This is a genomic window from Candidatus Hydrogenedentota bacterium, from assembly GCA_019695095.1.
Taxonomy (GTDB): domain Bacteria; phylum Hydrogenedentota; class Hydrogenedentia; order Hydrogenedentales; family SLHB01; genus JAIBAQ01.
The window spans coordinates 1-18,430 of the sequence record JAIBAQ010000011.1; the positions used below are offsets into that span (position 1 = coordinate 1).

Annotated in this window: 14 protein-coding genes; 9 read left to right on the forward strand and 5 right to left on the reverse strand. The window is 59.8% G+C overall.

What is annotated here, in order from left to right; translation table 11 throughout:
• Positions 1-68: 68 nt before the first annotated feature.
• Positions 69-788, reverse strand: coding sequence for a histidine phosphatase family protein (locus K1Y02_03330; protein ID MBX7255372.1), 720 nt, complete (start codon positions 786-788; stop codon positions 69-71).
• 198 nt (positions 789-986) lie between these two features.
• Here K1Y02_03330 and K1Y02_03335 point away from each other — a divergent pair, with 198 nt between their 5' ends.
• Positions 987-2,051, forward strand: coding sequence for a rhamnose:proton symporter (locus K1Y02_03335; protein ID MBX7255373.1), 1,065 nt, complete (start codon positions 987-989; stop codon positions 2,049-2,051).
• A 222-nt stretch (positions 2,052-2,273) separates the two neighbouring features.
• Complete coding sequence (locus K1Y02_03340) at positions 2,274-3,038, forward strand: FkbM family methyltransferase (GenBank protein MBX7255374.1); 765 nt, start codon at positions 2,274-2,276, stop codon at positions 3,036-3,038.
• A gap of 39 nt (positions 3,039-3,077) precedes the next feature.
• Here K1Y02_03340 and K1Y02_03345 read toward each other — a convergent pair whose 3' ends face one another.
• The 3 genes from K1Y02_03345 to K1Y02_03355 all read right to left on the reverse strand — a co-directional run bounded on the left by K1Y02_03345 (position 3,078) and on the right by K1Y02_03355 (position 8,598).
• The gene (locus tag K1Y02_03345) at positions 3,078-4,022 is read right to left on the reverse strand and encodes a sugar kinase (protein ID MBX7255375.1); all 945 of its coding nucleotides are present in this window, start codon (positions 4,020-4,022) and stop codon (positions 3,078-3,080) included.
• Entirely contained in the window at positions 4,019-5,044 is a 1,026-nt protein-coding gene (locus tag K1Y02_03350; GenBank protein MBX7255376.1) for an SPFH domain-containing protein, read from the reverse strand. The genes K1Y02_03345 and K1Y02_03350 overlap by 4 nt, the downstream gene beginning before the upstream one ends.
• 158 nt (positions 5,045-5,202) lie before the next feature.
• Positions 5,203-8,598: a PAS domain S-box protein gene (locus K1Y02_03355; GenBank protein MBX7255377.1), complete on the reverse strand. Its 3,396-nt coding sequence runs from the start codon at positions 8,596-8,598 to the stop codon at positions 5,203-5,205.
• Positions 8,599-9,108: 510 nt separating this feature from the next.
• Between K1Y02_03355 and K1Y02_03360 the strand changes: the two genes are divergently transcribed.
• The 4 genes from K1Y02_03360 (at position 9,109) to K1Y02_03375 (ending at position 14,809) form a co-directional block, all read left to right on the forward strand.
• Positions 9,109-10,410 carry a Gfo/Idh/MocA family oxidoreductase gene (locus K1Y02_03360; GenBank protein MBX7255378.1) on the forward strand — a complete coding sequence of 434 codons (1,302 nt, stop codon included), beginning with the start codon at positions 9,109-9,111 and terminating at the stop codon, positions 10,408-10,410.
• A 29-nt stretch (positions 10,411-10,439) separates the two neighbouring features.
• Entirely contained in the window at positions 10,440-12,218 is a 1,779-nt protein-coding gene (locus K1Y02_03365) for a HEAT repeat domain-containing protein (GenBank protein ID MBX7255379.1), read from the forward strand.
• 99 nt (positions 12,219-12,317) lie between these two features.
• Positions 12,318-13,577 (forward strand): hypothetical protein, encoded by a 1,260-nt coding sequence (locus tag K1Y02_03370; GenBank protein ID MBX7255380.1) that lies wholly within the window; start codon positions 12,318-12,320, stop codon positions 13,575-13,577.
• A 5-nt stretch (positions 13,578-13,582) separates the two neighbouring features.
• Positions 13,583-14,809, forward strand: a complete 1,227-nt coding sequence (locus K1Y02_03375) for a hypothetical protein (protein MBX7255381.1) — start codon at positions 13,583-13,585, stop codon at positions 14,807-14,809.
• Between the two features lie 33 nt (positions 14,810-14,842).
• Here K1Y02_03375 and K1Y02_03380 read toward each other — a convergent pair whose 3' ends face one another.
• On the reverse strand, positions 14,843-16,009 hold the full coding sequence (locus K1Y02_03380; GenBank protein ID MBX7255382.1) for a glycoside hydrolase: 1,167 nt from the start codon (positions 16,007-16,009) through the stop codon (positions 14,843-14,845).
• Positions 16,010-16,254: 245 nt separating this feature from the next.
• Here K1Y02_03380 and K1Y02_03385 point away from each other — a divergent pair, with 245 nt between their 5' ends.
• Genes K1Y02_03385 through K1Y02_03395 form a run of 3 tightly spaced genes read left to right on the forward strand, consistent with a single transcriptional unit; the run spans position 16,255 to position 18,357 of the window.
• Positions 16,255-16,788: a type II secretion system GspH family protein gene (locus tag K1Y02_03385; protein ID MBX7255383.1), complete on the forward strand. Its 534-nt coding sequence runs from the start codon at positions 16,255-16,257 to the stop codon at positions 16,786-16,788.
• Positions 16,785-17,366, forward strand: coding sequence for a prepilin-type N-terminal cleavage/methylation domain-containing protein (locus K1Y02_03390; GenBank protein ID MBX7255384.1), 582 nt, complete (start codon positions 16,785-16,787; stop codon positions 17,364-17,366). Before K1Y02_03385 ends, K1Y02_03390 begins: the two co-directional genes overlap by 4 nt.
• The gene (locus tag K1Y02_03395) at positions 17,356-18,357 is read left to right on the forward strand and encodes a general secretion pathway protein GspK (protein MBX7255385.1); all 1,002 of its coding nucleotides are present in this window, start codon (positions 17,356-17,358) and stop codon (positions 18,355-18,357) included. Before K1Y02_03390 ends, K1Y02_03395 begins: the two co-directional genes overlap by 11 nt.
• The last annotated feature ends 73 nt before the right edge of the window (positions 18,358-18,430 follow it).

Here is an 18,430-nt window from a genome sequence, read left to right on the forward strand (position 1 = left end):
CGATTAATGGATGTTCTACCGCCGCTTATTGAACGGCTGCGCGGGGTGTGACGCGCGCGGCCAGTCGCTTACCGATACGTCCACAGACGCGGCTCGGACAAGTGAGGCGTCGCATTGAACGTGTTGAGCGAGAACCGATCCTTCGTGAACTGAAACTCGGTGAACGAACCGTTGCGGACTTGCCACGCGAGTTCGAGCGTCGTCTCCAGCGACGTGCCGAGGGCCATGTACATGGCGACGGCGGTCGGCCCGCCCGAGGTAAACACGGCGACGCGTTGGCCGTTCTCGCCCGATAGCGTCACGCGCTCGTAGCTGTCGCGCACGCGCTGGATGAACGCCGCAAACGACTCGATATCCGTGTGAGCGTATTCCTCGCGCGCCCACTTCAACAGCAATTTCTCGAAGGCCTTTTGAAAGAGCCGCTCGCGTTCCGCTCGGTCGTCGGACTCGCCAAACCGCTGCATCGCTTCGAGCACAAACGGGTCTTCCATGCACAGTTGCGGCATGAACTTTGCCGCCAACGCCTCTCCCGGCAGTTCCGCCAGTTCGTCGACGACTTCCACACCCGGCCAATGAAAGCCCTCAGATGCGTACACTTCGCCCGCGATCTCCGCGCTGCGACGCTGGCGGATCAGCGGCCCCGAGACCACACGATCGAACCGGATTCCGTGCCGCGCCCAGTACGCGCCCAGACAGCGCGCCTGCTCTTCGCCGAGGGACGAAAGCCTGTCGTACTCGTCTTCATGAAACGAGGCCTGTCCGTGGCGGACAACGGTCAAGAAACCCATATGAATGAAACTCCACGCGGTTATGAGTGTGTGGCGCACCGCGGTTCGAACAATAGGGCCGAACGACTGAGGCCGTCTTGGCGCGGCACGGGCGTATTGTGAGGGGGCACGCGTGAAAACGCAAGGCGATTACCCGAAAAAGATGATAGTATAGCTCCCAACTTCCGTGGGGGACGGCAGCGCAAGAAGGGGGAACACATGGAGACGGTAGCGGCCAATCCATTCCTGGGTGTGGCGATGCACGCAATTGGCGCGATGTTCGCCGCGACGTGCTACACGCCGGAGAAGCGAGTCAAGGGATGGTCCTGGCAAACCTACTGGATCACGCAGGCCTCGTTCTGCTGGTTTCTCTTGCCGATCATCGGCGCGTGGCTCACGATTCCCCAGCTCGCCGACGTGTTGCGCGAAGCCCCCAGGGACGCGATGCTCCGCTCGTTCCTGCTGGGCGCGGCCTACGGAATTGGCGGCACGGCGTTTGGGATTTCGATTCGGTATATCGGGTTTTCGCTCACGTATGCGATTGCGGTTGGCCTATCGAGCGTCCTCGGCACCCTCATTCCGCCAATCGTGAAAGGCACGCTCGTATCGACGTTGAGCCGCCCCGGCGCGGGGTGGATTATTGCGGGTATCGTTGCGGGCACATTGGGCATCGCGTTCACGGGCGTTGCGGGACGCCTCAAGGAGAAGGACCTCAGTTCCCAGGAATTGACTGGACAATTCTCGCTCTTGAAGGGACTGCTCCTATCGCTGCTGGCTGGCGTCTTGTCGGCGGTCTACGGTTTTGCGCTGGAAGCCGGTGAACCCATCGCCGACGTGGCGACCGCGCACGGGGCGGGCATCTGGCGCGGCAACGTCGTGTACATCTTCTCCAACACCGGCGCGTTTGTGACGACCTCAATCTACTGCCTCTACCTGCACGCGCGGCACAAGACCCTCGGCGAGATTGTCGCGCTGCCCGCGGGACAGCCCGAGGCATCGCTCCGGGTGAACTGGGCCATGGCCATCACCACCGGCGTCTTCTGGTACGGCCAGTTCTTCTTCTACAACCTCGGCCACGTCCGGATGGGCAACTACAAGTTCACGAGTTGGGCCATCCACATGGTCATGCTCGTGCTCATTAGCAATCTCGTCGGCCTCTTCTTGCGCGAATGGATCGATTGCCGCCGCCTTACCCGAAGGACCTTGGCTATCGCGTTGACCATCCTGCTCTCCGCCGTGCTGTTGCTGACCTACGGCAACTACATCGGGGAACAGATGAAATAAGGCGAGAGCGTCGCGCGGGCCGTGAGAAGCCGGTTGCCGCGTGCCTGGTCAACGTGTACACTCGCGACGCAATGCTGCGCCCGAATTCGGAGGGCCACGCAGTCCTTCTTATCTGATCGACTATGTATCGGCGTTTGCCGTTTCCGCAAGGAGTTGTTGAACATGAGTGGTCTGCAGTCGCTGAAACAGAATTTGGTGGGCACACTCGCTGGACGATTCCTGATGTCGGCACGCGATTCGTTGCAGCTCGTACAATCCGCGTTGACGAATCCGGAAAGCATTGGCTGCATCGCCAACGATTATATCGCCATGGTGCTGGTCACGCGCCTGTGTCGCGCGGGGCAAGTGTTCGTGGATGTCGGCGCGCACATCGGCATTATGATCGACGCCGTGCAGCACCATGATCCATCCGTCGAGATCATTGCCGTGGAGGCCATTCCGGAGAAGGTTGCCAACCTTCGCAGGAAGTTTCCCCGCATCACGCTGCACGAGTGCGCGGTCGGCGAGGTGCCCGGGGAAGCGTCGTTCTTCATCAATTTGGAGCAGACCGGGTACAGCAGTCTATCGGATGTGACCGGTTCGAGCGCAAACAAAGAGATACGGGTCAAGGTTGCCACGCTCGATGACCTGCTCGGCGCGAAGAAGATCGATGTAATCAAGATTGACGTGGAAGGCGCCGAGTTGGGCGTGTTTCGTGGCGCTCAGGCCGTGCTGAGTCATTCGCGTCCGTTCATGATGTTTGAAAGCGGACCCGACGAGCGGCTCGGCTACACCAAAACCGCGCTCTGGCAGTTCCTGCACGATCACGACTATGCAGTCTTGGCGCCGAATGCCGTGGCCCACAATCACGACGGACTGGGACTGGAAGGGTTTCTGGAAAGCCATGTTTACCCGCGCCGCGCAACGAACTTCTTCGCAATACCTCGCGAGCGGCGCATCGAAGCTCGAGACCGCGCGCGTGAGATTCTGAAAATTGTCGTAACCTAAGGAACGACAGGGGAAGCTGTACTCCGCGCCGCTACAGCGCTATTTTTCGACGACGATGTGACCTTGCCTCTCGGCAACGCCGATACTTGCCAGTGTGCCCGCCTGGAAATCGAGAAAGTCCTTCTCGATACCATCGCTGAATATGACGCCGCTATCCGGCATCTCAGAAACAATCTGCAACGGGCTTGCGGGGGTCACCGTTCCGAATGTCACGTTTGCCGAAGTAGTTGTGCTGGGCCACGGTTCGCGCACGGAAAAATACAGGAATGGGGCGTCCCACGGAACAGCATGAACCTGACTGGATTCCGTTTTGACGCCGGAGATTGCGTACGCAATACCCGCAGCCCCCGCGACGATGCTACGCAGCCAACCGGTAGATCCTAACCCGGTGGACACGATAATGCCGCTGGAGGATTGACGCTCGCTCGTCCCCCCTATCTGAAGTTGGTACCTGGCGGATGTGTGCGTCTTCGGACCGATGAACAGGTCATTGACGGCCAGCAGGGTCTGGCCCGTGTTCAACTCGGCTTTGGCCATGGTCACCTTGCGGATAGGCAGTTCTCCAGCAAACACGGCGGGAGTGATTCGTTTGAGCTGCTCCACGCGGAAGGGCAACAGGACTCCCTCCCAACGCTCGGGATCGGGATTCACGCCAATCACGGGTTGTTTGTCGAGATACTTGAGCGTGTTCGCAACAAGGCCGTCCTGGCCTATCGCCACAATCACGTCCTTTTCGCCAAATACGAAGTTGGGCAGGAAGGACCGGTCCACGGTTTGAAGTCGGCCTATTTCGGAGAGACATAACTGCGCGGACGCAACCGCCTTCTTGTAACGCGCATCCTCTCGTTGATAATCCGTGAAATCCGCGCCGAGGTGTTCGATGTAGAAGCGAGCCTGCGCCTCCGTGTTAAAACGAATGACAAGTTCGTCCAACCGCGTCTTGCGCGTGATGAGAACGATCTTGTTCTCCGAGATCCGGTTCATGACTCGGCCGCAGGTCTATTCATCAACTCACGCAGCAAATCGGGCGAAAGGTTAAGCTCTCCAATCTTTCCGGCGCTCTTGGCAAGATCTTTGAAGGCCAGGGCGATCAAGTCGCTGGACCCCATTCGCGAAGTAGCCAGGACTTCGAGCACGCGTGGATCGGAGTCAGCAACGGCCTTCATAATCGCGGAAATCTGGTACGCCTGGGTGTCCGCTTCCTGACGCGCGTTCTGTGTCGCAAGTGCAACGAGTTCGCGCTTCTTCTCTTCCAACGTGATCTGCGCAGCCATTTCCGCTTCCATCAATTCGCTCTTCTTCTGCTGGACGGACTTTTCCGCCTCCATCTGGGTTTCGCGGATTTGGCGTTGCTTGTTTTCCACGGCGATCTCGGTATTGAGTTCGTTCTCCTTGATGGCGCGCTCCTGCTCGACCGCTGCATTGCGCCGCAGGTATACGGCCTCGTCCGCCTGGCGCAGGATCTGCTCTCGAACCTCCGCTTCCAGCGCGCGAGCCGTCTCGGGTGTCGGCTTGATCGCCAGGATGGACAAGCCAAGCACTTCGATTCCCAGCGACGTAATCGCTTCCGCGCTCCGCATGCCTTCGCGCAATTGCGCAACCAACGTGTCACTGCTTCCCAAGGCGTCGCGAAGCGACATGGCCTTCAATGCGGAACGCGTAAGCACCTGCGTGTGATTCACCAAACGTTGAGGCAGTCGCGTGGGATCTTCCGATGCATACGATTTTCCGTTCGGCGCCAAGGTGAAGTTCATGAGCCGGGAGAGCTTCTTTGGATCCGATACCCGGTACGCGAGTTGGCCTTGGATGGTAATCTTCTGAAAGTCAGCCGTCACTTCCTCGAAGATGAACGGCAAATCTACGCTTGCTATCGGAATTCGAACCAACGACGTGGTGGGAGCGAAATAGAAAAAGGAAAGCCCCTCCCCTTCCCGCACAAGAACCCCTTTTCGGTACTGAAGAATGTATTCGGTGGGTTGTACCTTAATGAATTGCAGTCCCAGCATTTCAGCGCCTCCCCTGTCTGTTCACGATTACGCCCAGACGCGTTCTCCGGAACGTCAACTATCGAATTCAGAACCTGCACGGACCAAGGAGATTCGCAGCCCACAACTGTACGGCGCAGTAACGCGCAGAGGATTCCCTTCGCGAATTCCAGGAGATCCTATGCGGAGTCGAGGACTTCCCGGACTTTTCGCAGCAGCGCGTCGCGTTGATACGGCTTCTGAATAAGCTGCAGATCCTCGGCCAATACAAAGTTCGTGTGAATGGCGTTGGCGCTGTAACCGCTCGCAAAGAGAAACTTCACGTGCGGCTTTTTCTCTCGGATTCGCTTCTGCACTTCGCGACCGCCCATGCGTGGCATCACGACATCGAGCAAGGCCAGATCGATCGCATCCGCGTGCGCGTCGAACATGTACATGGCTTCAATACCGTCGGACGCGGTCAGCACCGTGTAGCCGGCATCGCGCAGGAGCCGCGCCGCGAGGTTGAGAATCATCTCTTCGTCTTCGGCGAGGAGAATCGTCTCCGTTCCACCGGGCGCCATGCCGGTTACCTTATCGCCGATCGTCACGGCGGCCCGTTGTGAAATGGGCAGATAGACCTTGAAGGTCGTGCCTTTCCCGACTTCGCTGTACGTGTGAATCATGCCGTCGTGGTGCTTGACGATACCGTAGACCGTAGCAAGACCGAGCCCCGTACCCTCACCTTCGCCTTTCGTTGTGAAGAACGGCTCGAATACGTGCTCCAGCACGGTCTTCTCCATACCGCAGCCGGTGTCCGTCACGCTGAGCAATACGTAGCGGCCTTCTTTGGCCCACGGGTGATTCACTTTGAACTCGTGATCCACGACAACGTTCTCGGTTTCGATGGTGAGCCGCCCGCCATCGGGCATCGCGTCGCGGGCATTGACGCAGAGATTCAGCAAGACTTGCTCGATCTGGCTGACGTCCGCGTGAACCGTCCCAAGGCGGTGTCCGGGAATGATGTCGAGCTGGATGTGTTCGCCGATAATGCGGCGCAGCATCTTCATCAGTCCCGCAACCAGTTCGTTCAAGTCAACGGGGACAGGCTGGATAACCTGACGTCGGCTGAAGGTAAGCAACTGACGCGTGAGGGTGCTGGCGCGTTCGGCCGCAAGCCGCACCTGCTCCAACTCGGAGCGGTGATTGTCCCCCGGGGCCAAATCTTCGAGAATCAAATCCGTGTAGCCGAGTATGGCCTGAAGGAGGTTGTTAAAATCGTGCGCGATTCCCCCTGCCAACTGGCCGACGGCCTCCATCTTCTGCGATTGCAGCAACTGCTCCTGAAGCTGCCTGCGGTCGGTTACGTCGCGGTCGACGCCGCGAAATCCCGTCAAGTTGCCGTCCGAATCCACAATAGGAACCGCGGTACTCTCAAGGAAGCGCCATGCCCCTTCCTTGTGTTTCCAGCGGACCATAATGTTCCGCCATCCGCGCCGCTCCGCGACCCATCTGGGGAACTGGTCCTCGAAGATGGCTCGATCTTCCTCGTGCGTCAGGTCCGTTCCACTCCGTCCGACAATCTCTTCCGGTTTGTATCCGAGAATGGACTCGACCGCCGGATTGCTGAAGGTGTGAACGCCGTTTACGTCCACGGTCCAAATCCAGTCGCGCGACGTTTCGACCAATGACCGGATCATCTCATCCCGCTCGCGTAATGCTTCCGCATTCCGTATGCGATCGGTAATGTCCCGTTGGACTCCCCAGGCTCGGACGACATAGCCATCTTCCACAAAGCCGACAAGGCTGTTGATGAAGTGATGGGCGTTACCCTTGGCATCGGTGATGATCGTTGGAAAGTCGTCGAGCCGATACCCGGCCTGTATGAACTCCCTGACATACTTGATGTTGCGGGGGTCCTCCGCCGAAAACTGCTTGAGGCTTACGCCGATGAACTCTTCCGCACGGCTAAGCCCGTGCATGCGCGCCATGGCGTCATTGCATTCCGCCAGATAGACATTCTCCATGATTAAGTCGAACTGCTCATCGACGGAAGCCGAAATGGGGATGGGCTTCTTTGTCTCGTATCGATAAATGCCCTCGGAAGTGTTCTCGAAGAAACTGCGGTAACGCTCCTCGCTTTCGCGGAGCAGTTGCTCCGAGAGTCTGCGCTGAGTCACATCGGTCCCAACGCAGAGCAGCTCGGAGAAACTGCCGTCGGGCCGTTGAAGCGGCTTGTTCGACCATGATACCCACACGCGCTCTCCGTTGCGGCGCATGTTTTCGTTTTCGTTGGGATTGTAGCGGTCGGGATACCGGACGATGTCGGCAACCATCGCGGCCAAGTCTCTTCCCGCACGGTCGTGATCCGGGACAATAGTCCCCACGACATTCTGTCCAATGATTTCATTTTCCGAATAGCCAAAAAACGATTGGGCGTATTCGTTGATGAACGTGACCTCGCCCTTCGTGTTCATCCGGAGAATGATGGTGTTTGCGCTCTCCACAAGGTCGCGATACTTCGATTCGCTGGTCTTCATCGCCGCGGAGGCTTCCATGGACTTCATGGTCTCGCAACACAGCGATCCGAGGATCATGGCCAAGTCGCGATCTTGCACGGTAAACGGCGCGAGCTTCTTGTTGTGCAGCGCGATGATCCCCGACACATCACCCTGGTCGCTGAGCAACGGAAGCGAAAGCACAGACTGTTCGAAATACCCGTCCCACCCGCTGCGGTCAATGTCCGTCCGCGCTTTGATATCCTCAATCAGAATCGAAGTCTTGGTCTCCCACACCCGCCCAAATACACTGTGCTCACGAAGCGGGAGCGGAATCTGGGCCGGCACGTGGTCGCCGTCCAGCGAATAGACGCGCACAAGGGCATCCCCTCGCTTTATGAAGAGGCATCCCCCTTCCGCGCCCACCATGTCAGCGAACTGATCCATCGCGATCCGCCCAAGCTCCTCCACCGAGGAACTCACGGCCATGCGCTTGGAGGCATCAATGACCTTTCTTAGGCGGCGGTTTAGCGCCTCCAACTCTTCGTTTCGCTGCCGCAGCGCCTCTTCCGTGCTTCTGTGTTCCGTAATATCCTGGAACGTGCCAAGCACCGCGGCTTTGCCCTCATAATCGATGACCTGATTGGTCAACGCAATCCATCGGTCGCCGCCATCCTTGCAGCGAATGGCCAATTCATACCGTTCGCGCGTTTCCTCGCCCCTGAGCCGTGCCAGTCCCCGTTCGCGCGCAAGTTCTCGCCATTCGGGCACCACCAGGTCCCAGAAATTCATATTGAGCAGTTCTTCGGTGGAAAACCCCGAGATAATCGTGGCGGCGCGATTCATGTAACAGAACTTCTGACCGCGGTGAATGAAGATGGCCGCTGCCGACAGGTCGGCCAGGGCGTGAAACTTGTTCTCGCTTTCGCGCAGCGTTTGTGAGGCCGTTGACTCAGGCTTCCACAGCCATCGGCGGCCCAGAAGGTAAGCGACTGCCCCACCCATGAACGCCGCCACGATGACCTGCCACCATTCCAATCCCCGGAGGTCCGCGCCCAGTACCTCTCCTGGCTCGGCTCCATAGGCTGCGTGAGACAACGCCAGACACAACACGGCAAAGGCGGCAAGTTTCGTTGAGATTCCAGGACGTTGAAGCGGCGCGAATCGGCTTGTTCTGGTATGTCGACGGGAACGTCTTGAAACTGATGGGGAGCTCGTGGATTGGGGGCCGGGAAGCGCTGCGTCGAATGGCAGCCGTGCGTGGAAACACCAATCCGAAACCATTCCCGGCAAGTCCATACCTCCAGTTGTTCCACGAATAAACTCAGAGACTACGTACTTCCTCTGGGTTAGACGCCCATGGCACAATGGGACATCCGACGGCGTGTCATTATAGCGAAAGCTTCCCTGATGCGATACGCTGTAGTTTCTGCCCACGCTCGTAACATGTCCTACTCACTCCCCCCCTGTACGGTCACGCCAAGTTGACAGCACGGCCCGCACATTGATGACAACTTGGAAATACTCTAGGATGGGCGTCTATTCGTGTTGGGGAGGTCCGGGCCAGATCTACGTGGAGGATTTCGGATGGCATCAGGAGACGGTCGAATGGACAAGACAATCTCGCGCAGAAGTTTCATGCGCAGGGCGGCGGCCGCCGTGGCCGTCCCAAACATTGTGCCGGCATCGGTATTGGGCAGGGGTGGCGCTACTCCCCCTTCGGAACGCATTACCGTGGGCGGTATCGGTATTCACGGACGCGGGTTTCATGACCTGCGCTGGATCATCGGAAATGACGATGTGCAGGTTCTCGCAATCTGCGACATCTGGAAACAGCAGCGCGAAGCCGTAAAAGCCTTTGTGGACGAGCACAACGGCAACAAAGACTGCGCCATGTACCGCGATATCCGCGAATTTCTCGCCGAACGCGACGACATTGACGCCGTGCTCATCGCCACCGGCGACCATTGGCACGCCCAGGCCGCGGTCCGTGCAATGCGCGCCGGGAAAGACGTGTACTCGGAAAAGCCTTCTTCCATGACGATCGCGGAAGGCCAGGCTGTCGTTGAAACGGCAAAGCGATACGGACGCGTTTATCAAACCGGTACGCAGCGTCTCAGCGAAGCCAACCACGTATTCTGCATTGAAATGGCCCGGACAGGGCGTCTCGGCAAGGTGCACACCGCCTACGCGCACATCGCGCCCTGGGATGCCGCCAAGATGAAGCACGATTGGAAACCCGAGGAACCGCTGCCTCCTCAAGACGAGATCGATTGGGACATCTGGTTGGGCCCGTGCCCGTGGCGTCCCTTCAACAAGGCCTACGTCGCGCAGGGTGCGTGGCACGGCGACTACGACTTCCATACGAGCTGCATCGGCGAGTGGGGCGCGCACACGTTCGCCCAAGCACAAGCGGGTCTCGAAGCGGGCGACACGTCGCCGGTGAAGTACGAGTACGTCGACAACGAGACGGGCGACGGCATGGTCTGCACGATGGCCAACGGTCAGAAACTCATTCTCTCGCGCGGCGACAAATACTGGTACGGGTCGTGCGGCGAACGGTTTGACGGGGAGCGCGGCTGGGTTGCCGCGGCCGACGGGTATACGATGCCCGCCGTCTCGTCGCCGGAACTGCTGGCCGAATACAAGACGGTAATCGGCGAATACGTCGCGCGTACGGGCCGGTCGCTCGACCACATGCGCAATTTCCTGGACTGCGTGAAGTCGCGCGAGCAGACGGTCGCGAACGCGTCGGTCATGCATCGTTCGATGAGCACGGTTCATGCCGCCAACATCTGCATGTGGCTCGAACGAGACATGCAGTTCGACCCCGTAAAAGAAGAGTTCGTGGGTGATGACGAGGCCAACCGGCTGCGGTCGCGCGCCGAGCGAGGACCGTGGACGATATGAAGAACATAGCAAGAGGAGAACGCAAAACCATGCGGAACGTAGTTACGCCGCTCTTGTTGGCCGGTTTAATGGCCTTGGCCTGCATCTCGCCCGCGCTGGCGCAAACCCCAGACCCCGTTGCCGTGTTGCAGTCGAACGCTTCACTGCGCGAGAAATCCGAAGCGTGCCGTGCATTGGCGCTTACCGGCGGGAAGGAAGCCGTACCTGCGCTGGCGGCCCTGCTCACCGACGAAAAGATGTCCCATTTTGCCCGGATGGCCTTGGAGCCCATGCCGTGCTCTGAAGCAGGCGACGCACTGCGCGCCGCCTTGGATGCCACCACCGGCGCGCTTCGCATCGGAATGATCGGTTCCGTAGCCGCCCGCAAAGATGAACAAGCCGTGCCTTCCCTTGTCGCTTTGTTGTCCGACGGCGACGCGGAAGTAGCCCAGGCAGCAGCGCGCGCCCTCGGCAAGATCGCTTCGCCGAAGGCGGCGGACGCCTTGGAGGATGCCGTGGCCCAAGCCGATGTGCCGCCACTCCTGTTGTTGGCGCGCTGCGACGGATTGCTGGCGTGCGCGGAATCGTTGGTTGCGAAGGGCAAAGAGAAGAAGGCTGCTGCGCTGTACGAAGCGGTACGCGGTGTCGAAAAGGCCCCCGCACAGGTTAAGGCTGCCGCATTGCGGGGCGCCGCATTGAGCCTCGGACCCGAAGAGGGGCTTCCTGTCCTGATCGAAGGGCTGAAAGCTGAAGACTGGAATCTGGCGGATGCCGCTCTGCGCGCCGCCCGCGAACTGGGCGGAGGCGACCAAGTGTCAGCGGGGCTTGCCGCCGCGTTGCCCGATCTTACTGACGAGCGGAAGTGCCTTCTGTTGAGTGTCCTGGGATATCGGGGTGGTCAGGCGGCCGGTCAGGCGATGCTTGCGCAGGCCGAATCGGGTTCAACCGTTGTACGCGCCGCCGCCATCAAGGCGCTTACTCAGATCGGGTTTGAGCCCGCTGTCGCCGTGATTCAAGGGCTGGTGAGCAGCGACGATGCCGACCTGTCCAAAGTCGCGCGCGAGTCTCTGAGTTACTTCCCGGGTCAAGCGGGTGATGCGGCCATCAGCGCGATGCTCGCAAGCGACCAGGCACCCGTGCGCACGATTGCCGTCGAGCTCATCAGCAAGGGCGGCCTCGAAAAGCCTGTCGCGGTGCTGCTGGGCGCAGCCAAGTCCGACGCCGACGAGTCGGTGCGCGCGGCAGCGCTGGACGCGTTGCGGGATCAGATTGGCGCAAACGAACTGCCGGACGTACTGGACCTGTTGGTTTCCGCGCGTTCGCAAGCCGAGATTCAGGCTGCGGAGAGCGTGTTGAGCGCGCTTTGCCAGCGCGAGAAGGATCGCACCGGCGGTGAAATCGTCATCCAGAAGGCCGAGTATGGCGTACTGCCTGGCGGCCCGAAAGCCGACGTGGCCGCAAAGGTAAAAGAGTTCGCCGATTCCGGGGCAGGTTCTGTTTCTGCCTCGAATGGGGTGTTTGGCGACACGGCTCCCGGCAAGGTCAAGCAGCTTCAAGTCGTGTTTACCGAAAACGGCGTTACCGTGGACCGCACGGTGAAGGAAGGCGAAAGCCTGCGGCTGAGCGCTTCGGCCACGCCGCCCGCCGTCGTCGAACCGCTGTGTGCAGCGTTTGAGAGCGCGCCCACGCCGGCCAAAGCTGCGCTGATTCGTATACTCGGCACGACGGCGAGTCCGAAGGCGCTGGAGACCGTGAAGGCCGCCGCATCGTCTTCCGAGCCGGAGATTAAGCAGACCGCCGAGCAGATTCTTGGCAAGTGGCAGGGGTAGTGCGCGTATCCCGATAACACGTGAGCAGACGCAATTGCGGCGGACGCGCCAGAACAGCCGGTGCGCGTCCGCCGCTTCGTATATGGAGGAGAAGGTGCCATGACGATCGATGGAAAGCCGCGCTCCGCTGCTATGGTCCTGGTCTTCTTGTGGGCAGGCGTGCTGGCATTTGCCGCTGACGGATTCTTGCCGCACAACGGTGCAAGGTTGTTCCCCATTGGGTTTTACGAATTGCCCGGGGACGACGCCGGACTGGCGGACATGGCGTCCGCGGGGGTCAATCTCGTCCGTTGCGGAACGCGCGCCGACCTCGACCGCGCCCAGGCCGCGAATCTGATGGGCTGGATGCCCCTGCCATTGGACGGCGGCGCAACGGATGAATTGAAGGCGCAAATTCAGTCCGTACTGGACCATCCTGCGCTCGCCGTTTGGGAAGGCCCCGACGAAATGACATGGAACTACACGGCCTACAGTGGCTTGCACAAATCGGGGGTCTACGACAAGAAAGGCGAATGGTGGGAACAGACTCCGAAAGTCATTGCTTACTCCGAGACGAAGGCCGCTGAAATCATCCCGAAGTTCAAAGCAGCAGTCGAAATGATTCGCGCCATGGATACGCAAGCGCGGCCCATTTGGATGAACGAAGCCCAATCGACCGATGTTCGCCTTGTGCGCCAGTATCTTTCCGTTGTGGACATCACCGGCTGCGACACGTATCCCGTGAGCAAAGAAAAACGCGCCGTTGCATCGATTGGCGGCACCGTGGACCGCTGGCGAATGACCGGCAACGAAATGCCCGTTTGGATGGTCCTTCAGGCTTTCTCGTGGCACGAGTTGGGTGAAAGCTATGCAGACCGGGGCGTAGCGTACCCGAGTTTCGCGGAATCGCGTTTCATGGCCTACGCATCCGTTCTTCACGGCGCCAAGGGAGTCCTATATTGGGGTTCGAGCTACATGAAGAACCAGCCGTTCCGAACTTCTCTCTATGCTCTCACGTCCGAGTTGGCTTCCCTGCAACCCTTCCTCGTGGCCCCCAGCGAGCCGTCCGCAAGCGTGCGGCTTGTGGAAACGCCGGAAGAGCGTGAAGGCAAGGGCATTTCCTTCGCCGTCCGTCGCGCAGGAGACGATTGGCTGATTGCATTGCTAAACGAAGACGACAAACGACACATGGGCGTGGAAGTAAGCGGCCTTGAAGGCCTTGAAGGGCGTGAGCTGTTTCTTTTATACGGTGATGAGCCAGCGCCAATCGTGAACGGGACGTTGGTCGTGCGGATGCAGCCGCACGAAGTGAAGCTTTTCGCGACAAGCCGCTCATTCGAGAGCGCGCGTCGCGATGGACGCGATTACGCAGGGGAGTGAACTCGATGATTCGGATTTCCATGACTTGCCTTCGACGGCTGGCGATTGTGTCGATTGGCGTTGCGGCGATTCAGGCCGGCGCCGTGGCCCAGCAAGCTGCCGATCCCGACGCGGCGTATGTCGCAAAGTTTCTCGAGAAGTACAAAGAGGTCACACCCCAGCCGGATATCGCGACCTACGCAGCCGTGAAACGGTACGACGAATTGTATATGGGCGACGAGCTTCGCAAGACCATCGAAACCCAATCGAACAACGATCAGAGCGCGCTTGCATGGGGACTCTGTTACCGGATGCGGTCGCTGAACACAATGTACCGCGCTACGCATGACCCGAAGTACCTTCGCGCCAATCTGGATGCGGCGCGCGCGGTGGTCGCGATGCGCGACGACAAGCGCGGCAAGAAACTCTGGACCGGCGAAGTGGCAAAAGCCTGGGGCTGCGATTTGTACGCGACGGAGCGCGGCCGCGCCGTGTTCACGGTTCACACCGGCATGATTGCTCATGTCATTCTCGACTGTCTCGTGCTTACACGCGACTGCCGCGAGGTGCGCGAAGAACTGGGAGCGGAATTCGGCCAGATGCTTTCCGCCGTGGAAGAGGCCATTGCGTTTCACGATAGCGAATGGCGCGACGGCCCTGAAAAAGGCGAAGGACACTACATCAGCCTCAATCAAGAGCCTCCATGCGACAACAAGCCGCAGCCGGGCAACCGCCAAAGCGCCATGGGGTGCGCGCTGTGGAGCGCCTGGAAACTAACCCACAATCCTCTATACCGCGACCGCGCCAAAGCGTTGGCCCGCTACATGCAGCGCCGCTTCACCCCGTCGCCCGACGGCGCATACTACTGGTCCTATTGGCTGCCAGAACTGCCCGTTACGGAACCCGCGCCGAAGGAATCGATATCGGGCGAAGACAGCTCCCACGGTTCGCTCACGTTGCTCTTTCCGATGGTCTTGGCTGAAGACCGGGTGGTGTTCAAGAAGAAGACCATGAAGGGATTCGCAAACACGGTATTAAAGGGGCTTGGACGCAGGGAAGACGGCATCTTCTTCGGAGATGTCACCGGGAATCCTTCGAGTTCTCCCGACTACGTTGCATCCCCCGCGTTCTGGTTGCCGCTGTCTCGGTACGACCAGGAAGTGCGCAAGCGCGTAGAGACGTTCTACCTGAAATATGTGGCTACGCCTCCGCCCTGCGATCTCGCGGATTTGGTCCTCTATTGCGCGAAGTAGCAGGAGGAAACACGAGGGTCGAGTCGCGCCTCGTCAGTTCTGCGGGATGGCATGGACTCGAATATTCGCCATGACCACGTCACGACGGGCCACATCGTAAACGATGTGCAGCGTGCCGTCGCGCAGCATGGCAAAGGGGTAGGAGAGATTACCCGGCCAAGCGCCGCCCTTTCCCCATCCCGGACCGGCGTCGTGACGTTCTCCGGGCGCGGTCAGCGCCGTATAGTTCTCGTAGCGGTCAAGCGCCACGTGCACGGGCCACGTCTGCGCATCGTCGGAAGAGACCCACAACTCAAGCGGATCGCGGCGCTTCTCCGAAGGGTTAAGCGCAAGGCCGATCCGTCCGTCGCCGATTTGTCCCACCCATACTTTCGCAGAAGGGTTCGGAATGCTCATCTGGGTGGCCTCGCTCCATGTGCGCCCGTTATCGTCGCTATGCGCCTGCCACAAATGCCCGTCAAAATTTGCCCGCATCAGCATCAGCACGCGCCCCGAACCCAGTTGCACCAGGCGTGGTTCGTGAAGTCCCAACGGCCGGTTGTCGATGGAACCGTGCAGCACCACGCGGCCCTCGTCGTTCGTTTCGAACGTCGCGCCCTCGTCCTTGCTGATCGCAACGCAACAACCGATGGTGTGCGTGTACTCGCGGCGCGTGCCGCCGGGTAGCGGCTCGGCGCGCGGTTCCATGAAGTAGGCGGGAGACAGCCACTCGCCGTTTGCGAGAAGGACATGCGATTCGATTGCCACGTTCTGGCGCGTCGTTTGGAGGTATTCCGGCGCGCTCCACGTCGTCCCGTTGTCGTCGCTAAACATCCGGCAGGGCCGTTTGACCGTGTAGTTCGAGTCGGCGTCGTATTCGAATCCCAGCGCCCACACACGCGCGCCCACGCAATAAAGCTCAAGTATTGTGCCGGGTCGCGGCAATACCACGGCGGGCGTTGACCATGTCTTGCCGCCATCGGCAGAACGCGTGACGACGGCCCCATTTTCCGGGGCCGGCTCCGCCCTGCCACCGCCCAGCCACGCGCACAACCAATCCCCGTTCGGCGCAACCGTCAATACCGGGCCGCACGCCAACGCATTTTCACCGGCCCCCTGGAACACGAATGACCGCGTCACATTCGGTTCGTCCGCGCCTGCCTGCATGGCAAGCGCTAGCAGAAGTGCCGTGAGCATCATGTCGATTTTCCGCATTGTCACACCTGCACTCTATCTATGCTTCATCGGACTATTCAAGTGATATTGAGTACGTCGCCAAATAGATCGATTGACTTGCGGCGAAACCTGCGTTACGATAGCCACCGTGGAAGGAGTCGCAACGGGGGCGTTATTTACTCCCTTCGATTCACTTCGCACACGACACTCTCAATCGACGGCGGATAGGATTCGCGGCGGGTAGCGTACTGCTCGGAAGACGCGCCCGGTGGAAAGGGAAGCGGCCTACGGTGGTTCGATTCAAGCGAGGAATGTGCGGTTCGGGGACGCGGCGAGACGCCGGCTACACATTGATGGAAGTCATTGTGGCCCTGGCGGTCTTGAGCGCAGCAACCTACCTGATTGTTGGAGCCTTCACGGGCAGCGTTCAACTGGGTGAACGAAGTATCACCAGTACCGTTGCCGCCGAGTTTGCGGAAGAGCAACTCGCCGAACTCCAACGGAATCCCGGCGCATTTAATTGGCCCGACGAAACCGCCATTGCAGGCGGCACGTTCGGCAAAATCACTCCCAAGAATGCAGACGCGGCAGCGACCGTCAATACGGCTACACCTCCGGAAACACTCCCTTCGGTCGAACGGCTCAAGAAACGGGAGCAGAACGTATACGAAAGACTCTCATGGGAAGCGTATGCGAGGCTGCCCAAGCCCGATTCGCTCGTATACGAAGTAAGCGTGAAGGTTAAATGGACCCTGGGAGGACGCGAACAGTTGGTCGTACTGACCACCGCGATGCCCAAGCACCCGGCGGGGAGTGGCGCATGAACGGCAAGAATGCTTCCCGCGGTTTTACGCTCATCGAGCTGCTTGTGGTTCTCGCCATTTTGGGCGTCGTATCCACGGTCGGTTTTGTCATCTTCGGCCGCATGAACGGGTATTGGGGCGACCTCCGGACCCGGACGGCCCTTGAGCGTGAAGCCGACAACATCCTCGATAACATGCGCCAAGACTTTGGCGCCGTAGTTTCCACCAAGCTCATCGCCGCGCGCCTGGTCGGCGAAGAGGCCGCCTCTGGGGTGTCCGTCCTTTCGTTTCCGATTGAATCGCAGACAGCGAACGGTCAGAAGACCGCTTCTATCGTCAAATATAGTCTTGATTCTGGACTTAAGCGAGCCTTGGCCGATCCGTTGAGCCCCGAATCGCAGCTCTCCGCGACCGTCCTGGGCAGCGGGGTCACGCAATTTCGCGTGGAATACTCCGGGGCGAATGGAGCGTGGCAAAGCACGTGGAACGAGCCCGTACTGCCCAAATCAGTCCGCGTGAGCCTTGCCGTCGTCGATACCGACAATCCTGAACAAGAGCAGGTCGCCCGAAAGGCGGTGTTTAACATCCATGTCGACTAAACCGCGATACGCCGTGAATTCACACTTCCGCCGTTCCGACGCGGGCACAGCGCTCGTTCTGGCGCTGGGTTTGCTCGCCGTTTTCGCCATGCTGTCCGTCGCGTGGGTGGACTTCATGGTCATTGAGAACAAAGACACGGAACTGGACCTGGCGGCCATGCGCGCGGAACAGGCTGCGGCGGGCGGTGTACAAAACGCGTTGGCATCTCTGGAGGCGGCCGTCGCAGCGGGAACATCAGCCACAGCGGTAGCCTCCCCGATCGAACTGGAATTCCCGGTCTACACCAAGGATCTTCCGGCTCAGAATTCCTTGGTCGCCAACGAGAACATTCTCGTCAAAACGACAGTGACCGTGACCGAAGAATCGTCGAAGGTCAATCTGAATTTCGCGCCGCCCAAGGTGTTGTGCCGCGTATTGGGCGTAAGCCTCGATCAGGCCCGCCAGATCCGCAGCAACCTGCCGCGTATCGATGGCAGTCCGGCGTCTCCGGAAGATGCCGTCAGCCGCCGCTGGCTCAGCAATGCGGACGAATTGGTGCTGCGCGGTCTCATGAAACCCAGCGCGTACGCGGCGGTCGACGCCAGTCTGATTACCGTACATTCTGTGGCGGATCCGAACAATGCCGCTGCATTTATCAATGTGAACACGGCGCCGATTCCGGTGCTGGAAGCCATCTTGGACATCACGCCGGAAACTGCGGCCGCCGTCGCCAGTGCGCGTCCATTCGAATCCATCGACGCGCTTGCCGCGGCTGCGGGCAAGGGACCCGAGGCATTCAACCTGCGCCAGGAAACGGCCGCGCCGGGCACGCTGCCGCAGGAACTGAGTTTTTCGCCGCGCGCTTGGCGCATTGTCAGCGAGAGCGAAGTACAGCACACGTATACCGACCGCCCATCGAAGTCGATGGGGTCGGCGCGCGTCGAAGCTGTGGTTGCGCTCGATGCGCAAGGCGCTTCGCATATTACGTATTGGAATCAAGGGCGCTCGTAGCCGTCCGTTGGACGCCGGGCGCGGGGCATCTGTCCCGCCGGGGCCCTGAAGAGCAATCATAGCCGGTTGGTTA